At 57.0% G+C, this 19311-nt stretch carries 13 protein-coding genes; 1 reads left to right on the forward strand and 12 read right to left on the reverse strand.

What is annotated here, in order from left to right:
- Positions 1-20: 20 nt before the first annotated feature.
- The 6 genes from QP995_RS04300 to dapB all read right to left on the reverse strand — a co-directional run bounded on the left by QP995_RS04300 (position 21) and on the right by dapB (position 8700).
- Positions 21-3317: a DNA translocase FtsK gene (locus QP995_RS04300; RefSeq protein WP_049193034.1), complete on the reverse strand. Its 3297-nt coding sequence runs from the start codon at positions 3315-3317 to the stop codon at positions 21-23.
- 105 nt (positions 3318-3422) lie between these two features.
- Positions 3423-4040 carry a TIGR03085 family metal-binding protein gene (locus QP995_RS04305; protein WP_049170848.1) on the reverse strand — a complete coding sequence of 206 codons (618 nt, stop codon included), beginning with the start codon at positions 4038-4040 and terminating at the stop codon, positions 3423-3425.
- 89 nt (positions 4041-4129) lie between these two features.
- On the reverse strand, positions 4130-6211 hold the full coding sequence (locus QP995_RS04310; protein WP_049170842.1) for a ribonuclease J: 2082 nt from the start codon (positions 6209-6211) through the stop codon (positions 4130-4132).
- A complete protein-coding gene (dapA, locus tag QP995_RS04315; protein WP_049170841.1) occupies positions 6211-7116 on the reverse strand; it encodes a 4-hydroxy-tetrahydrodipicolinate synthase in 906 nt (301 codons plus the stop codon). The genes QP995_RS04310 and dapA overlap by 1 nt, the downstream gene beginning before the upstream one ends.
- A gap of 58 nt (positions 7117-7174) precedes the next feature.
- Complete coding sequence (thyX, locus tag QP995_RS04320) at positions 7175-7927, reverse strand: FAD-dependent thymidylate synthase (protein WP_049170838.1); 753 nt, start codon at positions 7925-7927, stop codon at positions 7175-7177.
- A gap of 20 nt (positions 7928-7947) precedes the next feature.
- Positions 7948-8700 carry a 4-hydroxy-tetrahydrodipicolinate reductase gene (gene dapB / locus QP995_RS04325; protein ID WP_049170836.1) on the reverse strand — a complete coding sequence of 251 codons (753 nt, stop codon included), beginning with the start codon at positions 8698-8700 and terminating at the stop codon, positions 7948-7950.
- Positions 8701-8964: 264 nt separating this feature from the next.
- Here dapB and QP995_RS04330 point away from each other — a divergent pair, with 264 nt between their 5' ends.
- A complete protein-coding gene (locus QP995_RS04330; protein ID WP_224433133.1) occupies positions 8965-10353 on the forward strand; it encodes an MDR family MFS transporter in 1389 nt (462 codons plus the stop codon).
- Between the two features lie 29 nt (positions 10354-10382).
- On the opposite strand, the gene galK is transcribed toward QP995_RS04330, so the two are convergent.
- The 6 genes from galK to rpsO all read right to left on the reverse strand — a co-directional run bounded on the left by galK (position 10383) and on the right by rpsO (position 19204).
- A complete protein-coding gene (gene galK / locus QP995_RS10905) occupies positions 10383-12794 on the reverse strand; it encodes a galactokinase (RefSeq protein WP_080985596.1) in 2412 nt (803 codons plus the stop codon).
- A 9-nt stretch (positions 12795-12803) separates the two neighbouring features.
- A complete protein-coding gene (locus tag QP995_RS04345) occupies positions 12804-13085 on the reverse strand; it encodes a hypothetical protein (protein ID WP_049170832.1) in 282 nt (93 codons plus the stop codon).
- A 16-nt stretch (positions 13086-13101) separates the two neighbouring features.
- Complete coding sequence (locus QP995_RS04350) at positions 13102-14763, reverse strand: sodium:solute symporter family protein (protein ID WP_284852952.1); 1662 nt, start codon at positions 14761-14763, stop codon at positions 13102-13104.
- Positions 14764-15041: 278 nt separating this feature from the next.
- A complete protein-coding gene (locus QP995_RS04355) occupies positions 15042-15998 on the reverse strand; it encodes an aldose 1-epimerase family protein (protein ID WP_049170826.1) in 957 nt (318 codons plus the stop codon).
- 157 nt (positions 15999-16155) lie between these two features.
- On the reverse strand, positions 16156-18423 hold the full coding sequence (locus tag QP995_RS04360) for a polyribonucleotide nucleotidyltransferase (RefSeq protein ID WP_048733516.1): 2268 nt from the start codon (positions 18421-18423) through the stop codon (positions 16156-16158).
- A 511-nt stretch (positions 18424-18934) separates the two neighbouring features.
- Positions 18935-19204: a 30S ribosomal protein S15 gene (rpsO, locus tag QP995_RS04365; RefSeq protein ID WP_016422594.1), complete on the reverse strand. Its 270-nt coding sequence runs from the start codon at positions 19202-19204 to the stop codon at positions 18935-18937.
- Positions 19205-19311 lie beyond the last annotated feature (107 nt).

Below are 19311 nucleotides of genomic sequence, written 5' to 3' on the forward strand. Positions count from 1 at the left end.
GGCGGTAAGGCTGGGTCGTCCTACGCCATAGACTGATTCGGATCAGCGTCGACTACGTTTACTTCTTCCTTAGGAGCATCCTCCGGGTTTGCGCCCTTGATCATCCACTTAATGGTTTCGAGCTCCTCTGGTTTGACCAGCACCTCACGTGCCTTAGATCCCTCTGACGGTCCAACCACTCCGCGAGTTTCCATCAGATCCATCAGTCGACCGGCCTTGGCGAAACCGACTCGCATCTTGCGCTGCAACATCGAGGTCGATCCGTGCTGTGCGGTGACCACCAGCTCGACTGCCTGAAGCAAATCTTCCAGGTCATCTCCGATATCGGGGTCAATGTTGCGCTCAGCCTCAGCACTCTTATCCTCCGTGACACCCTCGGTGTAATCCGGCTCGGCCTGCGCCTTAGCTGCATCGACTACTGCCTGAATCTCTTCGTCTGTGACGAAGGCCCCCTGAAGACGTCGCGGCTTGCCTGCACCCTGTGGGATGAACAGGCCATCGCCCATACCAATGAGCTTTTCAGCACCGCCCTGGTCAAGAATGACGCGGGAGTCCGTGAGCGACGAGGTAGCGAATGCCAGTCTCGATGGCACGTTCGTCTTAATCAAGCCGGTGACCACATCCACAGACGGACGCTGCGTAGCCAGCACCAAGTGGATACCGGCAGCACGGGCCTTTTGCGTGATGCGCACAATCGCATCTTCGATATCGCGGGGTGCGGTCATCATCAGGTCTGCCAACTCGTCAACGACACAGACAATGTACGGGTACGGACGGTACTCGCGCTCCGAGCCAAGTGGGGTCGTAATCTCACCGGACTTGACCTTACGGTTGAAGTCCTTGATGTGACGGACGCGGGCGGCCTTCATGTCCATGTAGCGCTGTTCCATCTCTTCAACCAGCCACTGCAGAGCCGCCGCGGCCTTCTTCGGCTGAGTGATGATTGGCGTAATCAGGTGAGGAATCCCCTCATATGGAGTCAGCTCGACCATCTTCGGGTCCACCAGAATCAGGCGGACATCCTCCGGGGTCGCACGAGTCAGCAGCGAAACCAACATCGAATTTACGAACGCGGACTTACCCGAACCGGTCGAACCGGCAACGAGAAGGTGCGGCATTTTCTGGATGGAGTGCGAGATAAACTCGCCCTCAATATCCTTACCGAGACCGATCAGCATCGGGTCATCGTTCGCAACGGTCTTGGGCGCGTTGAGTACGTCGGCAAGCCGAACCATCTCACGGTCGTTGTTCGGCACCTCGATACCAACGGCCGACTTTCCCGGAATCGGAGTCAGTAAGCGGACATTGTCGGTCGCTACCGCGTAGGCAATGTTGGACTGCAGGTTCGTGATCTTCGAGACCTTCACGCCCGGGCCAAGCTCGACCTCGTAGCGAGTCACCGTCGGACCGCGAGAGAAACCAGTCACCGCAGCATCGACCTTGAATTCTGCGAATACTTCAGTAATCGCCTCAATCATGCGGTCGTTCGTCGCCGTACGTGTCTTGGGACGCTCACCTGGAATCAACAAATTAGTCGATGGCAGGTGGTAGTCAGATTCCGGCGTGCGTGCCGACGAACCGGAAGTACCCTCGGCATCCTTTTCCAATTCAGACTTCGGAGTTGTGGCCGGAATCTTAGAGGCATCGATACCAGAACGAGCGGCAATGGCATCCATTGTGCGGCGGGTAGCCTCAGACACTGCATCCCGCGAATCATCGACAGACGACTCGCCCTGCGGCGCGCTCGCCGGCTCTACGGCCTCAGGTTGAACAGCGGGCTGTTTCGGAGCTCGGGAATCGGAAACACAATTCCGTTCGCTGTTATTAGCTGCAGCAGCCTCCTGCGTCGGGTACTCGGAGTACTCGTCATAATCCTCGTCGACAGCGTGGTAGTTCGTGCCCCCGACAGCTGGAATAGTCGATTCTGTCTCAGCGGTGTCGCGATGTACTGCATCCGACTGAGCTTCCTCCACGTACTCAGCTGCCGGAAACGCCGGCTCCACTGGGGAAACTCGATTGGAGTGCGGTGCCCCATTCCGGACATCGAACACTGTGGTCTTTGCCGAATCGTAGTCGACATCCTCAACCTGACGGGCACGTCGCGGAGCCTGTCGGTTCCTCTGCGGCTCTTCGTCCAAAAGATCGTAGAGGTTACCGTCAGTATCCGGTTCGTCGTAAGGCGCGGGTTCGGGTGCGGATATACGGCTATCCGCGCCACGGCGGGACGCTCGGTAAGCAGGGCGACCGGTCGAACGAGACGAGGAATGTTGCGTGCGGCTGCTGTGGCTTGGGCGACGCTCAATTAGCTGCGTCGGCTGGTCAAAGTCCTCATCGGCATATGCGGTATCGGAATCCCAGCTCGCACGACGTTCCAGCATGTCATCGACATTGCCGTAGGGATCGTCCGATTCCGGCTCGTCGCCGGCACGACGCGAAGACCACTCGGAAAAGTTGAAGTATTCCTTAGTGGCATCGATAAGCTGGCGCACCGTCGCGCCAGAGAGCACCAGAGCGCCGTAAAAAACGATACCCAGCAACAAAACCACGGCGACCCACGAGGTAAACCCGGCTGCTAGCGGCGAACCGATATAACCACCAATTGCGCCACCAGCTGCACGTCGCCCCTGCCAGTCCGCAGGACGACCCGAGCCGATATGCACAATTGCGAGCAGCCCCACCACGATCAGCGAAGCTCCAGTGATGGTAGGTGTCAGACGTTCACGGCGCGGCATAGCATCCAGCATCATTAATACGGAAACAACACCGAGCAGCACCGGAAGTACAAAAGCGCCGATACCAATGAGCGTGCGCACTGCCGTTTCAATGAACTCCCCCACTGGCCCTGCCAGGTGGAACCATGTCGAGCCAGCGAGCACAATCGCCAACGCCAGCACGAGTAGTGCGAGGCCATCCTTCGATCCCGGTTCGCCACCCTCATCGAAGTCTGCGTCGAACTCGTCAGCTGGCACGGAGGCCGGTGCCGGCGGTTCAATTACATCGTCATAGCCGCTAGCTGCTTTACGACGCTTCCTACGGGGCTTCGTCGAAAAATCGGCGTCTCTTTCGCGCCGCGACATATTCTCCTCTTCGTTTCGCTTATTTTTGCGACCGCTGACCCGCCGGGCAAGACCGGCCACGCCGCGGGCAGTTTCAGTCCAGGCGCTGGCCAAGCTATTGGCCACGAACGACATGGCGCTAGGAGTGCGCTCGAATTCCTCCGTGGCGCTGTGCACGGGGTATCGCCGCGTGGCATCTGTCTCCGCAGAGCGGGAAGATCCACGACGATTGTCAGTTCTGGTTCGGCTGGTCGCAGACATGACCATTACCTTACAGCTAACACCGGATCGTTTTCACATTAGTCACACGCGTGTCATTGTTTAACAGGCGTGCTGTCGCGACCGTCCAGAACTGAGAACGTGATTTTAAAGACTGTTGCGCTTGATGCCCGATTCGTCACCGTCGATGGTGACGCGTACCTCGTCACGGCCATAGAGCCACAGCACCAGTTCCCCGACGCTTCCGCGGACAGTCACAACTGGAGCACCTTTAGCACTGTTGTCGATTAGGGTCACCGCAACTCCGTCGTCACGCATTAGCACCACGGTCGAGGTCGAACCGCGCAACATCATACGGCCGGCAGTAGTGACCAGACGCCACAGGTCCGACACTCCGGAGGGCGGCAGCTGACGAACGGTCCAGCCTTCCTGGGCACGACGGACATCCTCGTGATGGACGAAGTTCTCCGCAGCGTTGACGTAGCGGTCTGCCCAGTTCATTGGATTCCATCGCGGAGCACCACTACCCCACTTCCCCACCACTTCGACGTAGGGCATTCGATTGACCTCAGCGGTAACAGCATCGAGGCGGTCCGAAAGCGCCTTGACGAACATCCCGCCCGCGGCATCCAGACGGTTTTCACGAATGTACAGGTGGTTGGCAAGATCCCGGGTCGTCCACCCCTCGCACAAGGTCGGGGCGTCGGGGCCGACGCTGAGCAGTAGATTAGCTAGGTCTTCACGTTCCCGTTCAGCAAAAGTCATAGCTCCAGCCTAGACCAGGCACGGAGAAGCCCGCATCCACACGGTTGTAGGTGGATGCGGGCTCTTACGCTAAAAGACGCTCTAGAAATTTAGATACTTTCGCGCGACTCCTGGATTTCCTCATCGGTAACCTCTTCGGCTGCCTCAGAGGACATCGGCACGATTGTCGGAACAACCATCGGGCTGCGACGCCACTTCTGGTTAATGACACGCTCGGTGCGGCGACGAACTTCCTGAGCCATACGGTACGGGTTGTTCTCGCCACTGCCAGCCAGGTCAAAGAGAGTATCGTCAACGACCTGCTCGACGGTTTCGAGCACTTCCTTGGCGTCGTCCGAGTAACCGCGAGCCTGAGCCCGTGGCTTCTCCAACGGGCGGCCAGTGCGGTTATCAATGACGGCTGTGACGGTGATAAGACCACCTTCACGCATTTCAGCACGGTCTGCCAGCACGTCAGCGTCGACGTCACCCATGGTGACGCCATCGACGTAGAGGTTACCGACCGGAACCTGGCCAACTACACGAGCGCGGCCATCAACGAGGTCGACTACCACACCGTTCTGAGCCAGGACAACGTTCTCTGGCTTCACGCCAGTGGACACAGCCAGCTCCTTGTTGGCACGGAGGTGGCGCCACTCACCGTGAATCGGCATGACGTTCGACGGACGAGCTGCGTTGTAGAGGAACAGCAGCTCGCCGGCAAAGCCGTGACCGGAGGTGTGAACCTTCGCATCCTTACCGGTGATAACCGTGGCACCAATTTGGGCCAGCATGTTGATAACGCCGAAGACTGCCTCTTCGTTACCGGGTACCAGCGAAGAACTGAGGATAATCAGGTCGCCATCACGGACGGTGATCTGACGGTGCTCACGGCGGGCCATGCGAGACAGCGCAGCCATTGGCTCACCCTGCGTACCGGTAGTCACCAGCACGACCTTGTGGGGCGCCATGCGAGCGGCCTCGTTCATTTCCACAATGGTATTTTCCGGAGCGGTCAGCAGCCCCAATTCCTGCGCGATGCGCATGTTGCGAATCATAGAGCGACCGTTGAAGGCAACCTTGCGGCCAGCCTTAACAGCTGCGTCGATGACCGCCTGCACGCGGTAAACATTCGATGCGAAGGCCGCGACGATAACGCGCTGCTTGGCATCCATAATCAGACGGCGCAGAGTTGGAGCCAGCTCCGCCTCGGATCCCGAGAAGCCCGGAATCGTAGCGTTGGTGGACTCACACAAGAAGAGGTCGATTCCCTCATCACCGTAGCGGCTCAGCGCCGGCAGGTCAGTCGGCTTTCCGTCCGGCGGGGTCTGATCCATCTTCACGTCACCGGTGTGGACGACCATGCCGGCTCCGGTCTTAATGACGATGCCAAGGCACTCCGGAATCGAGTGGTTGACATTGAAGAAACGCAGATCGAACGGGCCACGCTGAATGTGGCTGGTGTCGTTGACCTCGATGACCTTCGGGCGCTGACGGTGTTCCTGTGTCTTGGCCTGAATCAGTGCCAGGGTAAAGCGAGAAGCAATAATCGGGATGTCCGCGCGCTGCTTGAGCAACCAAGGGATAGCACCGATGTGGTCCTCGTGACCGTGGGTGACCACGAGAGCTTCCACGCGATCCCACTTGTCTTCCATGTAGGAGAAGTCAGGCAGGATCAGGTCAACACCCGGCTCATCCGAGCTCGGGAACAGCACGCCGCAGTCGACGATGATCAGGCGGTTCTTGTACTCCAACACGGTCATATTGCGACCGATTTCGGAAATACCGCCCAGTGCAACCACGCGCAGGCCGTCCTTGGGGGCCTTCGGCGGTGCAGGAAGACGCTGGGTCAAGTCCGCACCCTGCATCGACTGGACTACGTTACGACGGTTGCCACCGCGTCCGCCACGGCCACCCCTCGAACTATTTCCGCGATTACCTCCACGGCCACCGCGACCACCGCGGGAACCGCGGTTGGAAGAATTCGAGGAACCTTGGGACTTCTTAGCGTTACCGGAGTTCTTACGCTCACCGGAACGCTGCGAGGACTTCGAGCCGTTGGATTTAGCTCCACCCTTGTCGGAACCCTTGGATGCAGAGTTATTGGACTGCTCTGCTGCAGCCACGTCGGACTCGGAAGGCGGACCAGCCTTACGAGTTACCTTGCGGGCGCGATTGCGTCCTTCAGCCACTACAGAACACCTGCCTTCCGCATAGCTTCTTCAAGCACCTCAAGCTGCTGGTCATTTGCTGCAATTTGCGGCAAGCGTGGATCTCCTATCTCAATGCCCTGCAGACGCAGAGCGGATTTAGCAAAACTTACACCGCCAAGTGCAGCCTGAGCGGCAAACAGCGGAGTCATCTTCGCGTGGGCAGCCTGCGCACCAGCAAGGTCTCCCTTGTCAAAGCAAGAGCGCACCTCAGCCAGCAGCTGCGGGGCTGCATGTCCAATAACGGAAATAAACCCGGTGGCGCCAATAGACAGCCACGGAAGGTTCAGCACATCGTCACCGGAGTACCACGCCAAATCAGTATTAGCGATAATGCCGGCGGCAGCTCCCAAATCCCCCTTGGCGTCCTTAACAGCCTGGATTCTCGGGTGCTCCGCCAACCGGTAAATGGTATCAACTTCAATCGGAATAACCGAACGCGGTGGAATGTCATACAGACACACCGGCGCCTCGGTTGCGTCAGCCACTGCCGTAAAGTGACGGTACAGCCCCTCCTGGGACGGCTTGGAGTAATACGGCGTGACGACGAGCAGCGCATCCGCGCCCGCCTCCACAGAAGCCTTTGCCAGCTCGATGGACCCGGCCGTGTCATTGGTGCCGGCACCGGCCACGAGCTTAACCTCGTCACCCATCTCTGCACGGACAGCTCGGAGAAGCTCAAGCTTTTCCTCAACCGTCGTAGTAGGCGACTCGCCGGTAGTACCGGCCAGAATGAGTGCATCGCAGCCACCGTCTACAAGATGACCAGCGAGCTGCACACCCGCCTTGACATCGAGGTTTCCGTCCTTATCAAAAGGGGTCACCATAGCTACGGCGACGGTGCCGAAAATGTCAGCACCGCGAGTTGACGCAATTCCTGTGCTCATTGTTGACTACCTTTTCTTAAAAATCTCAATCGACTATATCTTCACACTGTACGTGCGATTACCCCTCGAAGGCGTAAGGACTCGACGCGACGACCGACCCATCCTTCAGAGTGTTAATCTCAAAATCCCCAAAAGCAACAGGAGCACAGCGCTGCAGCTCCCGCAGGCAAGCCACTGCCAACTCCCGAATTTCAGCATCGGCATGCTCAGTCGCACGCATCGAAATGAAGTGGCGCCAAGACCGGAAATTACCAGTAACCACGATTCGAGTTTCGGTGGCATTGGGCAAAACCGCCCGGGCTGCCTGGCGTGCCTGCTTTCGCCGCAAGATAGCGTTGGGCTCGTCGGCCCACTTCTCTTCCAGTGCGTCTAATAACTCACCATAGGCGAAACGGGACTGATCAACCGCGCTTTCGAAAACTCGCAACAGATCCGGGTCCTCCGCAATTGCGGGAGGAACCACAACATTGTTGGAACTGGCCGGCACAAACCGCTGCGACAACTGCGAAAAGGAAAAGTGGCGGTGCCGTGTGAGTTCATGTGCACACGAGCGCGACAGCCCACGAACATAGATGCTTGCACTTGCGTGTTCAAAAAGTGAGGTGTGGCCTACCTCAAGCACATGTCGCAGATATCCCCTATTCGTCGCCGTTCGTGGATTGGGCTTGTCCCACGTTTCATAACAAGCCCTGCCGGAGAACTCAATCAATGCTTCCCCACCATCGGCATCGGTATCAAAGTCGATGTCCTCCGGCGGGAAGAAGTTGGTCGCGGCGATTAGCTGCGCCTTGAGAGTGACATTTTCAGACATTTTCAGTTAACTCCCGGCCATTAAAGTCCCAGGAACGGCTCCAGTCCCACAGTCAGGCCCGGAAAATCCTCAATCTTGCGCACACCCAGCAGAACGCCTGGTACGAAGCTGGTGCGCGAGTAGGAGTCCTGCTTGATGGTGAGCGACTGCCCTTCTGCACCAAAGATAACGGTCTCGTGAGCCACCGAACCGGTCATACGGACTGCGTGCACCGGAATGCCCTCGACCTCAGCACCGCGAGCACCATCGAGAGTTTGCTCAGTGGCGTCCGGCTGCTCCCCCATGCCGGCTTCCTTGCGAGCACGAGCAATAGCCTCAGCAGTGTGGATAGCGGTGCCCGAGGGGGCATCCTTCTTAAAAGGGTGGTGCATTTCGATAACTTCAGCGGAATCGAAGTACGGAGCGGCTAGCTCCGCCATCTTCATCGTCAGTACCGCGGAGATTGCGAAGTTCGGTGCAATAAGAACATTGGCCTCACCGGCGGCGTCGTCAAGCCAGCGCTGCACCTGATCGAGGCGCTCCTTGGTAAAACCCGTAGTACCCACGACGGCGTTGATGCCATTCTTAATGCAGAACTCAAGATTGCCCATCACAGCGTCGGGCTGAGTAAAGTCAACAATGGTCTGCACACCAGCGGTGACAAGTTCATTCAGGTCATCGCCAGAGTCGAGACCCGCTGCCAGCTCCAAATCGTCGGCGGCTTCGACTGCCTCGCAGATGGTGGACCCTACCTTGCCCTTGGCGCCAAGTACGCCGACCTTGATATTGCTCACAGCTATTGTCCTTTCCCAACGGGTTTATCTTTCTCCCTTACCTTAGAATGTGTTGGCCAACTTGTGTGCCAATGCCCCCGTCCGCTTTGCCTTTTTGTCGACTTACGACGGGGTTTTTGTTGCGCTAAGATTCCATATCTTCGACAATTACCTATTTCTGTACCGATATATAGAAAGAGACTTCAATTGGTTTCTGAATCTGAAGATTCCGAACTCAGCCCAAGTTCGGAGGCACCACAGGCCGATGCGCCCAAAAGTGCTTATATGGCCATTTACGTGCTACTAGCTGCGGCATTCATGGCTATCTTGAACGAGACGGTCATGAGCGTCGCAATTCCCGTCGTCAAGGCGGACCTCGGAATCAGCGCAGCTACCGCAGGCTGGCTGACAACATCGTTCCTACTGACCATGGCAGTTGTCATTCCGGTCACTGGATTTCTCATTTCGGCAGTGCCGTTCCGCATTCTTTTCGCGGTCAGTCAAGGACTATTCGTCGTGGGCACTCTCATCGGTGCTTTCGCGCCAAACTTCGCGATCGTTCTGCTCGCACGCATTGTCCAAGCGTCCGGTACCGCAGTGCTGCTGCCGCTGCTGATGACCACGGTGCTCAACGTAGTACCGGAGCATGAGCGCGGGCGCATGATGGGACGAATGAGCGTGGTCATCGCTGTCGCGCCTGCTATCGGACCGACCATCTCCGGTCTCATTCTGGAGATTGCCAATAACAATTGGCATGCGCTTTTCGACACGATGTTGCCGCTCGGCCTAATTGTGCTGGTAGTGGGCGTCATCCTCGTTCCCAATATTGAGGAAAACTCCGCGAAGCCCATCGATATCCTCTCGGTGTTCCTCAGTGCCGGCGCATTCGGCCCGCTGGTGTACGCGCTGAGCCGCGTAGGCGCAGAGTTTTCGCTTATCGACGGAATCCTGTGCGCAGTCGGCATCGTGCTGTTGGTGTTCTTCATCATGCGCCAGCGCCGTTTGGCACCGCACAACCGAGCTCTGCTGGATCTTCGAACCTTCCGCACAAAGAGCTTTAGGCTGTCCACAATCATTCTGACCATTGGTTTCATGCTGATGTTCGGTGTGATCATCATTTTGCCGCTCTACCTCAATCTGCGAGGTGTCGACGTCAAGACTATTGGTTTGATTGTGATGCCTGGTCCACTGGTTATGGGTCTGATGGGACCGGCTGTCGGCCGGCTCTTTGACAGCTATGGTCCGCGCCCACTGGCAATTCCCGGCTCCATTGTCCTTGCCCTCGGTCTTTTCGGGCTCGGCTTCATCTCAGCATCGACTCCGCTATGGTGGATTGTCGCCTGCCACATCGTCCTTGAGATTGGCCTGGGGCTGCTGTTTACTCCGCTGTTCACATTCGGTCTTGGTGATCTTCCGAAGCGCCTCTACCCGGATGGCTCAGCAATCATGAACACGCTACAGCAGGTTGCCGGCGCTGTCGGTACCGCACTGTTTGTGGCGCTGTCAGCTGTTATTGCCACTGGCCTGTCCGGCACTGGTGCAGCAGCTCCTGCCGCCGACGACTTGATTCGTGGCTATAGCATTGCGATGTTTACCGCCGCGGGATTTGCCGTGGTGCTAATCTTCCTCACCACGCTGCTCAAGCCGCAGCGGAAGAAGATTGCATTACAGTAGCCCCCCCCAAGACCGGGGGGGAATACCGCCTAAACTAGGCGGCTTGCTCCCGGCCCGGGATTTCCAACGAAAAACTCCGGTTCCGGCATTCCTCTGTCACGGAAGGCCGACGCAACTGCATTCGCTGCAGCACTGACACGGTCGTGTGGCAGCAGCGCAATGGCACTGCCGCCAAAGCCACCGCCAGTCATTCGGGCACCAAGCGCCCCCTGCTCAAGCGCTACGTCCACAGCAAGATCCAGCTCTGGACAGGAAACTTCGTAGTCATTCCTCAGCGAAAGATGGCTTACCACCATCAACGTGCCAAAGGCCTCGAAGTCCCCCTCGGAAAGCTTTTCAATCGCCTGTGCCGTCCGGTCAATTTCGGTAACAACGTGACGTACTCGGCGCGCCACGGTATCAACCCATTGATCCCTATCTGCCTCAGCTGGGACGTTCTCCTTCGCCCAATTGATAGCAGCACCAACTGCATCATCCAGACCGCGGAAATCAGATACCCCAAGACCATTTGTCACGGCATCGATGATTCCGCGACGCGTCGCATACTGACCATCCGAGAGACTATGCCGAACGTTGGTGTTGATTACCAAAACCTCTAGGTCCTCGTCTGCGAAAGCAGCCTTTACAAGCTGGTCAGAACTCTTCGCAAAATCAATGACCAGTGCGTGGTTTTCCTTGCCCTTGATGGAAATACGCTGATCCAGACCGCCGGTAGAGGCACCAATGACCTCATTTTCTGCGCGGATAGCCGCCTCAACAATTCCCTGCTGCTCTTCATCGTTTGGTGCGCGCCCGTGGACGAGCTCAAAGGCTGCAACGCCGACAGAACACTCCAGAGCGGCGGAGCTGGAGAGCCCGGAACCGATCGGAACATCGGAGGAAATCGCAATGTCAAGGCTTGGACAATCCGCGGGCAACAGCCCTGCCTCACGCATAGCCCAGATAGTGCCAACTGCGTATCCCGTCCAATTTGCAGGAGAGTTCGGACCGACATCGGACATTGCGATAGCAACCGGCTTGTCACCGTCTGCGGCGTCGTCCTTGTCCATCAAGTCCGAAACAACTCGCACTGTCCACGAGTCACCAGCAGCCTGGGCACCCACCGCTGCGAAAGTACTCTGTGCCAACGCGAATGGCAGACAGATACCACCGGCATAATCGACATGCTCGCCAATCAGGTTGACTCTGCCTGGGGCGCGGAAGACGCCCTGTGGTTCCGAACCGAAACTGCGGCGGAATTGCTCAGTTACGTCAGATACCGCCTGTTTATGGGAGCGAGTGGGAAGCCAGCGAGTCTGGCCAACTTCCCGGAAGCGGTCAGCGATTGCCTCCGGGGTCGTGTCCGAAATCCAGGCTCCTTGCCCGGACTCTGAACCCGCGAGGAACTTCATGCGTCCTGCAGAGCGCATCATGGAATAGAGCTGCAGGTGGAGGCGGCCAAACTGGTGATCCTCGCCTACCGGAGCTTGGTTCCATGCTGCGATGTACGGCGTTTTGTCGATGCCGGGGAAGAATCGGTCAATACGTCGCAGCAGGTCAAGGTACATTGCTGTCAGTTCGTCCTTCTCCGCATCGGTCAGCTCCTGAAAACTACCGACAGCGCGGTTAGCCATAATCATGACTTCGACTGGCCACTTAGCTGCAGCTGGGACGAATGCGGTGAAGTACTCCCCTTCTGCGATGATCCGTCGACCTGAAGCCTTTTCGGCCTCCAGGACATCCTCAAAGAGGTCACGACCGGTGGTTTCGAAGTGGGCTTTCGCGCGTGAAACAATGGCTGCCGCACGTGGGGGCAGATACGGGTACGAGTAAATCTGCCCATGAGGATGCTGCAGCGTTACCCCAATTTCCTTGCCCCTGTTTTCAAAGGGGAACACCAACCTCACACCTTCGAGCTTGCTGAGTTCCGCAGTGCGGTGCGCCCACGCTTCAATAACGGTGCGAGCACGAGTAAAGGTCAGATCCCGGAAGGAGTCCGAAACATTCGGGGTAAAGCAGACAACCTCGCACCGAGCCAAGGCCGGCTTCCGCGGGAAAATCTCGGCGCCGTCGACAGTTTGGGCAAAGTCATCCGGAACTTCCATGTGCATGGAAAGCGAAGGGAAGCGGTTTTCAAAAACCACCACGTCGTAGTCACTGGCAGGCACCTCTGTGGGAAGTTGTTCCGGCAGCGTCGGAGCTAGTGGGTTCTCACCAGCAGGAGGCATAAAGGTGCGGTTCATGCGGTGCGCCGCGTAGCAGTACCAATCACCTGTCAGCGGATCTTGGCGCAGCTCCGACTCCGTAATCGCCTGTGGCAAATCACGTTCGTCGGTTAACTTTCGAGTCTTTTTGCCCGAGACATAGTCCGGTTCATCGTCGAAGTAGATTAGCTCGCGACCGTCGGCAAGCGTAGTGCGCGTTACCGAAAAAGCGTGAGAAGGCTGGTCATCGGTTGTCATTTTTACTCCTTATGATTCTTCGACAACCGTTGGGCGCAGTTTTGCCCAGGCATAGAAAACGATTGCAAAGAGAAGCAGGGCTATGCCGCTGTACAGGTTATACATCGGCTCTTTGGCAACACTGGTCTCCGGGTTAACTCCAGGATCGAGGAACAGCCACGACAGCAGCAAAATGATGCCGTAAAGACCAAGCAGCGCCCCAATGACATTGCGAATGTCAAAGGCACCTGCTTTCTTATTACCGGTGCTGATAGTCGCTTCTACAGTTGAATTGTTGTGTGTCCGTGACATGATTTCTCACTAGCTCCTATGCGAAAACGATGTTAAGAACTACGGCCATCACCAGGCACAAAATACCCAGCGGAACAGTTCGCTGTAACAATGGCAGCTCTGCCTCAGCAGCGTCTGTGAAGTGAGCCTTCGGCGTGACGGACTTGACGAAGCCCACCAGCTCCTCATCGGGTTTCGGCGTTGTCATGAGCGAAACGACCACAGCCACCACAATATCGACGACGAATGCCACGGAGGCGGCAGCGAACGCAGTGCCTTGCCCCGGCAGCTCAAAGATGGTTGCGCTTGCCGACGTGAACTCGGAGATGTACCAGTACAAAATCGCAGCACCCGTTCCTGCGAGCAGAGACGTCCAACCTGCTGTCGGCGTCATGCGCTTCCAGAACATACCGATAAGGAAGGTAGCGAACAACGGTGCGTTGAAGAAGCCGAATAGCGTCTGCAGGTAGTCCATGACGTTGCCGAAATTATCGGCAATCAATGCGGTGAACACTGCGATGCCGGTCGCGCCAATGGTAGCGATACGACCAACCTTGAGGTAGTAATCATCTGCTCGATTTTTGACGACGTAGGTCTGCCAAATGTCGTAGCTAAAGACTGTGTTGAACGCGGAGATATTCGCCGCCATACCTGCCATAAAGGCTGCTAGTAGCCCTGCAATAGCGATGCCCAGCAGGCCGTTGGGAAGCAAATCTCTCATTAGGTACAGAATTGCGTCGTTAGGCTTGGCAGTCTGATCCATGATGGGTGCGACAGTCGCGCCGGCGATCATGCCCGGCAGCACCACGATGAACGGAATGAACATCTTTGGAAACGCGCCGATAATTGGAGTCTTGCGTGCGGCCGACAGCGAATCGGCTGCCATGGATCGCTGAACCTCCACGAAGTTCGTTGTCCAATAGCCAAAGGACAGCACGAATCCCAAACCGAATACCAATCCGATGACTGAAACTACCGGGTTGTCAAAACCAGAAATATCCGTGCCCGGCCAGGTGTGGAAGTGCGATTCAGTGGCAACTTTTTCCTTAAGCCCCGACCAGCCGCCGACGCTGTGCAGACCGATTAGAGTCAGTGGCATTAGAGCTGCGACAATCACGAAGAACTGAAGTACCTCGTTGTAAATCGCTGCGGACAGTCCGCCCAACGTGATGTAGGACAGCACAATGACTGCAGCGACGACCAATGTCAGCCACAGTGGCCAGCCGAGTAGCGCATTGACCACTTTGGCCAGCAGCAAAAGGTTGATACCCGCGATGAGCAGCTGCGCGACGGCGAATGAAATCGCGTTGACAAGGTGCGCTCCGGGACCAAAACGACGCAGCATGAATTCTGGTACTGAGCGAACCTTGGAGCCATAGTAAAAGGGCATCATGACAATGCCCAGGAACACCATGGCGGGAACCGCACCAATCCAGAAGTAGTGCATGGTCTGGAAACCGTATTCCACACCATTTGCGGACATACCGACGATTTCCACTGCGCCTAGGTTGGCTGAGACGAACGCCAACCCTGTCACCCAAGCCGGCAGTGAGCGCCCAGAGAGGAAGAAGTCAATGGAGCTGGACACTTTGGCTCGTGCAGCCCAGCCAATGCCTAGGACGAATAGGAAGTATAGGGCAACAATGGAGTAATCCACCCATGATGCCTCGATCCGTAGGGCTGATTGCGCCACTATCACGACGGCCTCCTCACAATTAGGGAGTCAAAACGTATTCAGGAAATGCACGAATTGGGATCTCTTTTTCTCGGCACCTGGCTGGTGCACGCCCATCAAGGCCGTGAAAGTGGCTCGACCTACCCCGAAGTGTGGGGCCAGATAGCCACTATCCGGAACAAAAGGAAGACCTATTCTTTTACATTCGTCCCCAAGTGTATTTTCCATTCTTAATTCCAGGTGAATTAATTAAGAAGGTTTTAACCCGATTGAGGGGGCTGCACTCTTCTGCGCTGGGAAAACTATTTTCCGCCCGTTTCCGCGCGCAGTCCCATGGCAAGAGTTGTTGTCTCTCCAGCCTGAACTCGCAGCAAACCGGTACCGGAGCGTAGCGCATCCGGCGGACATGTCATTGGCTCCACCGCAATCGCATTCCCGTGCCCAGGAAATCCTTCTCGTCGTCCAGCGTCGGCAACATAGACCTGGAAGAAGCGGAATTCATCATCGGCCCAGAGCACAGCACCCTTGCCATTTGGTCCAACCAAATGTGCTTCACGACGGCACGGTGAGTGACTCCCCGCTGCCTCCGCGGCAGCAAAGAAGCAGTGATCCAGCCACAGTCCATCCAGGGATACCCCCTCTCGAAGGCTGGGAACCACTGTCTCCGCTGGCACCGCTGGGCCGGCGGGCAAGTTTCGAATTGGCTCCAGTGGCAGGTTGTTATCAACGGGCAACCGTAGTGTGCAACTGCCGAAGTCAGCGCCCAACGCGCTTAAATAGGGATGCCAGCCCAGACCAAACGGGCACTCCCTATCGCTGCGATTATGCACTGTGAACTCCGCCGATAGGCCATCTGCAGACGTGACTTGCCAGCGCACGGTCATACCGAGTTCCCAAGGCCAGCCCGGTTGCGGCTCAACTTCCACGCCCAAGGTGACGCTGCTGTCATCAGAATCGACCACAGACCAAACGCGATCTGCAACAAATCCGTGAATAGCATTCGCCCGGGACGGCTCCGAAATATCTAGTCGATGGACTTCCCCATCAAAGATGAATACTCCGTCAGCGACCCTGTTCGGCCACGGAGCCAGGAGCGTACCTGCGGACAACGGTGGATTGAACCCTTTGGGATAGTCAGTCAGCAGTGGCAGGCCACAGTACTCCAGTGATCTCGGTCCACCACCGAACTGGGAAATACTTGCGACATAGCCACCGGCCGCAATGTCGATGAATTCATGATCGTGCGCGACAAGTTGCATGCGCAAATTACCTTCCACGTGGGTTCGAAAATTAATCCCTTCGAAACCCGAGATTAACCCAAAACAAAAGCGCGGTTAGGTCAATTTGTGACCTAACCGCGCCATCGCTACACGCGTTGTTGGAGGCTACCTAAAGCACATCCTCCGTCGCCAAGCATTAATCGTCTTCGACCGGAACCAGCGAGATCTTGCCGCGGTTGTCGATATCAGCGATTTCGACCTGAATCTTGTCGCCGACATTGATGACATCCTCGACCTTCTCGATGCGCTTGTCGCCACCGAGCTTGGAGATGTGGATCAGACCGTCACGGCCCGGAGTCAGGGAGACAAAAGCACCGAAAGCGACAGTCTTCACGACAGTGCCCAGGTAGCGTTCGCCGACCTTCGGCAGCTGCGGGTTAGCAATGGCATTAATCTGCTCGATTGCAGCGTCCGCGGCCTTACCGGAAGTTGCCGAGACAAATACGGTGCCGTCGTCCTCGATAGAGATATCAGCACCGGTTTCCTCGGTGATGCCGTTGATGGTCTTGCCCTTCGGACCGATGAGCTCACCGATCTTCGAAGCCGGAACCTTAACGGTGGTGATCTTCGGAGCGAGACCACTCATCTCGTCCGGAGACTCGATGACCTCAGCCATGGTGGACAGGATGGCCAGACGTGCATCACGAGCCTGGGACAGAGCATCGGCCAGAACCTTCGACGGAATACCGTCGAGCTTGGTGTCCAGCTGCAGTGCGGTAATGAAGTCCGCAGTACCAGCGACCTTGAAGTCCATGTCACCGAATGCGTCTTCGGCACCGAGAATATCGGTCAGTGCGACGAAGCGGTTCTCACCGTCAACCTCGCCGGAAACCAGGCCCATGGCGATACCGGCAACCGGAGCCTTCAGCGGCACACCGGCGTTGTACAGCGACAGAGTCGAAGCACAGACCGAGCCCATGGAGGTCGAACCATTGGATCCAAGAGCCTCGGAGACCTGGCGAATGGTGTACGGGAATTCCTCGCGGGACGGCACGACCGGCAGCAGAGCGCGCTCAGCCAGTGCCCCGTGACCAATCTCGCGGCGCTTCGGAGAGCCAACACGACCGGTCTCGCCGGTGGAGTACGGCGGGAAGTTGTAGTGGTGGATGTAGCGCTTGGAGGTAACAGGAGTCAGCGAGTCAATCTGCTGCTCCATCTTCAGCATATCCAAAGTGGTGACACCCAGAATCTGGGTCTCGCCGCGCTCAAACAGCGAAGAGCCGTGGGCACGCGGAATCAGACCGACCTCAACGCCCAGGTCACGAATGTCGGTGACACCGCGACCATCGATGCGGAAGCCCTCAGCCAGAATCTTCTCACGGACAATCTGCTTCATCACTGCGTTGTATGCAGCGCGAATCTGCTTAGATGCAGCTTGCTCGTCGACATCATCGGATACGAAGCGCTCCAGCAGCTGCCCCTCGACGTCCTCCATGTACTCATTGGTGGCGTCATCTCGTTCCTGCTTACCCGGAATGGTGAGCAGCTTGGCCAGCTTCTTAGCGGACTTCTTCTCGACTGCGTTAAAAATCTCATCGCTGTATGCCGGGAACAGCGGGAACTCCTGCGTTTCCTTCGCTGCGCGCTCAGCCAGACCCTTCTGTGCCTCACACAGAACCTTGATGTGCGGCTTTGCTGCCTCGAGGCCAGCGGCGACGATGTCCTCGGTCGGCGCCGGTGCACCGTCAGCAATACGCTTGACGACGGTCTCCCCTGCTCCGGCCTCCACCATCATGATGGCGACATCTTCGACGTTCTTGCCGCGACGCTTGCGGGTGACGATACGGCCAGCGACGACCATCTCGAACAGAGCCTGCTCGTGCTGCTCCTCGGTCGGGAAAGCGACCCATGCACCCTCTGGGTGCTTGTCATCAGCAACAAGCGCGATGCGGACGCCACCGACAGCGCCGGAGACCGGCAGCCCGGAAAGCTGAGTTGCAGCTGACGCGCCGTTGATTGCGACAACGTCGTAACGGTCCTTCGGATCCCAGGACATGACGGTGACAACAACCTGTACCTCGTTGCGCAGGCCCTTGACGAAGGTCGGACGCAGCGGACGGTCAATCAGACGACATGCCAGGATGGCATCGGTAGACGGGCGGCCCTCACGGCGGAAGAACGAACCCGGAATCTTGCCCGCAGCGTACATACGCTCTTCAACGTCGACGGTCAGCGGGAAGAAATCAAAGCCCTCGCGGGGCTGGTTGGAAGCGGTGACGGTGGACAGGAGCATGGTCTCCTCGTCCAAGTAGGTGGTCACCGAACCATCGGCCTGACGAGCCAGCTGGCCCGTTTCAAAGCGAATGGTGCGGGTGCCGAAATCACCATTGTCGATGGTGGCAACGGCCTCGGTAATACCGAAATCCTCATCAAAGAAAAATTCAACAGCCTTGCTGTTGGCCATAGGTTTCTTACTCCTAGAAATAGCGGCGATCATCGATGTCGCCTGTAAAAGATCGAATGAACTTCGTTTGCGTCACGCATTCTACCAGCTAACGCGGAAAGTTCTCGTATTGGACGGATCGGAGATCTCTCACTGCATCTGGGTTCTTGCACCTACGCGGGGTTCTAGGAGTTTGCGGGGCGGGGGGGGGCACTTATCGATGACTTTTCTTGACTCATCGATGGTTTACCGTGTCTTATCGACGAATTACCGTGTCTTATCGATGGTGCCCCGGCACTTATGCGCACGCTTTCGATCAGCCCCTCCACCTGTCGATGAGGTATTCACTTGTGGCCACGCTACAGCGCATCGATGAGTGAATACCACAACGACAAGTGATCAAAAAAAAGACCCGCCGTGAGCTTCCATCCAATGGAAACCCAAACGGCGAGTCTAAAAAGCTTAAAAGCCTTGAATTAACAGAGCAACTTACACCAATGAAGCTCTGACAAACAGGACCTTAAGGAGAACCTTAGCGACGCAGACCCAGGCGCTCGATCAGCTTACGGTAGCGCTCAACGTCGTTGTCCTGCAGGTACTGCAGCAGGCCCTTGCGGCGACCGACCAGCAGCAGCAGACCACGACGGGAGTGGTGATCGTGCTTGTGGAACTTCAGGTGCTCGGTCAGCTGACGAATACGTGCGGTCAGCAGTGCAACCTGAGCCTCCGGGGAACCGGTGTCGGTCTCGTGCAGGCCGAACTCCTTGAGAATCTCAGCCTTTTCTGCAGTGTTCAAAGCCATGTAAATCTAACTCCTTGAATCAAATTATGGTCGTTTTTTCAGTCCACATTCTCGGCTTTCCCGGAACCAAACAGCGTCTGGCAACTGGTTCCTCGCAACTGCTTGTG

Source organism: Corynebacterium sp. MSK032 (assembly GCF_030232065.1).
Taxonomy (GTDB): Bacteria; Actinomycetota; Actinomycetes; order Mycobacteriales; family Mycobacteriaceae; genus Corynebacterium; species Corynebacterium jeikeium_D.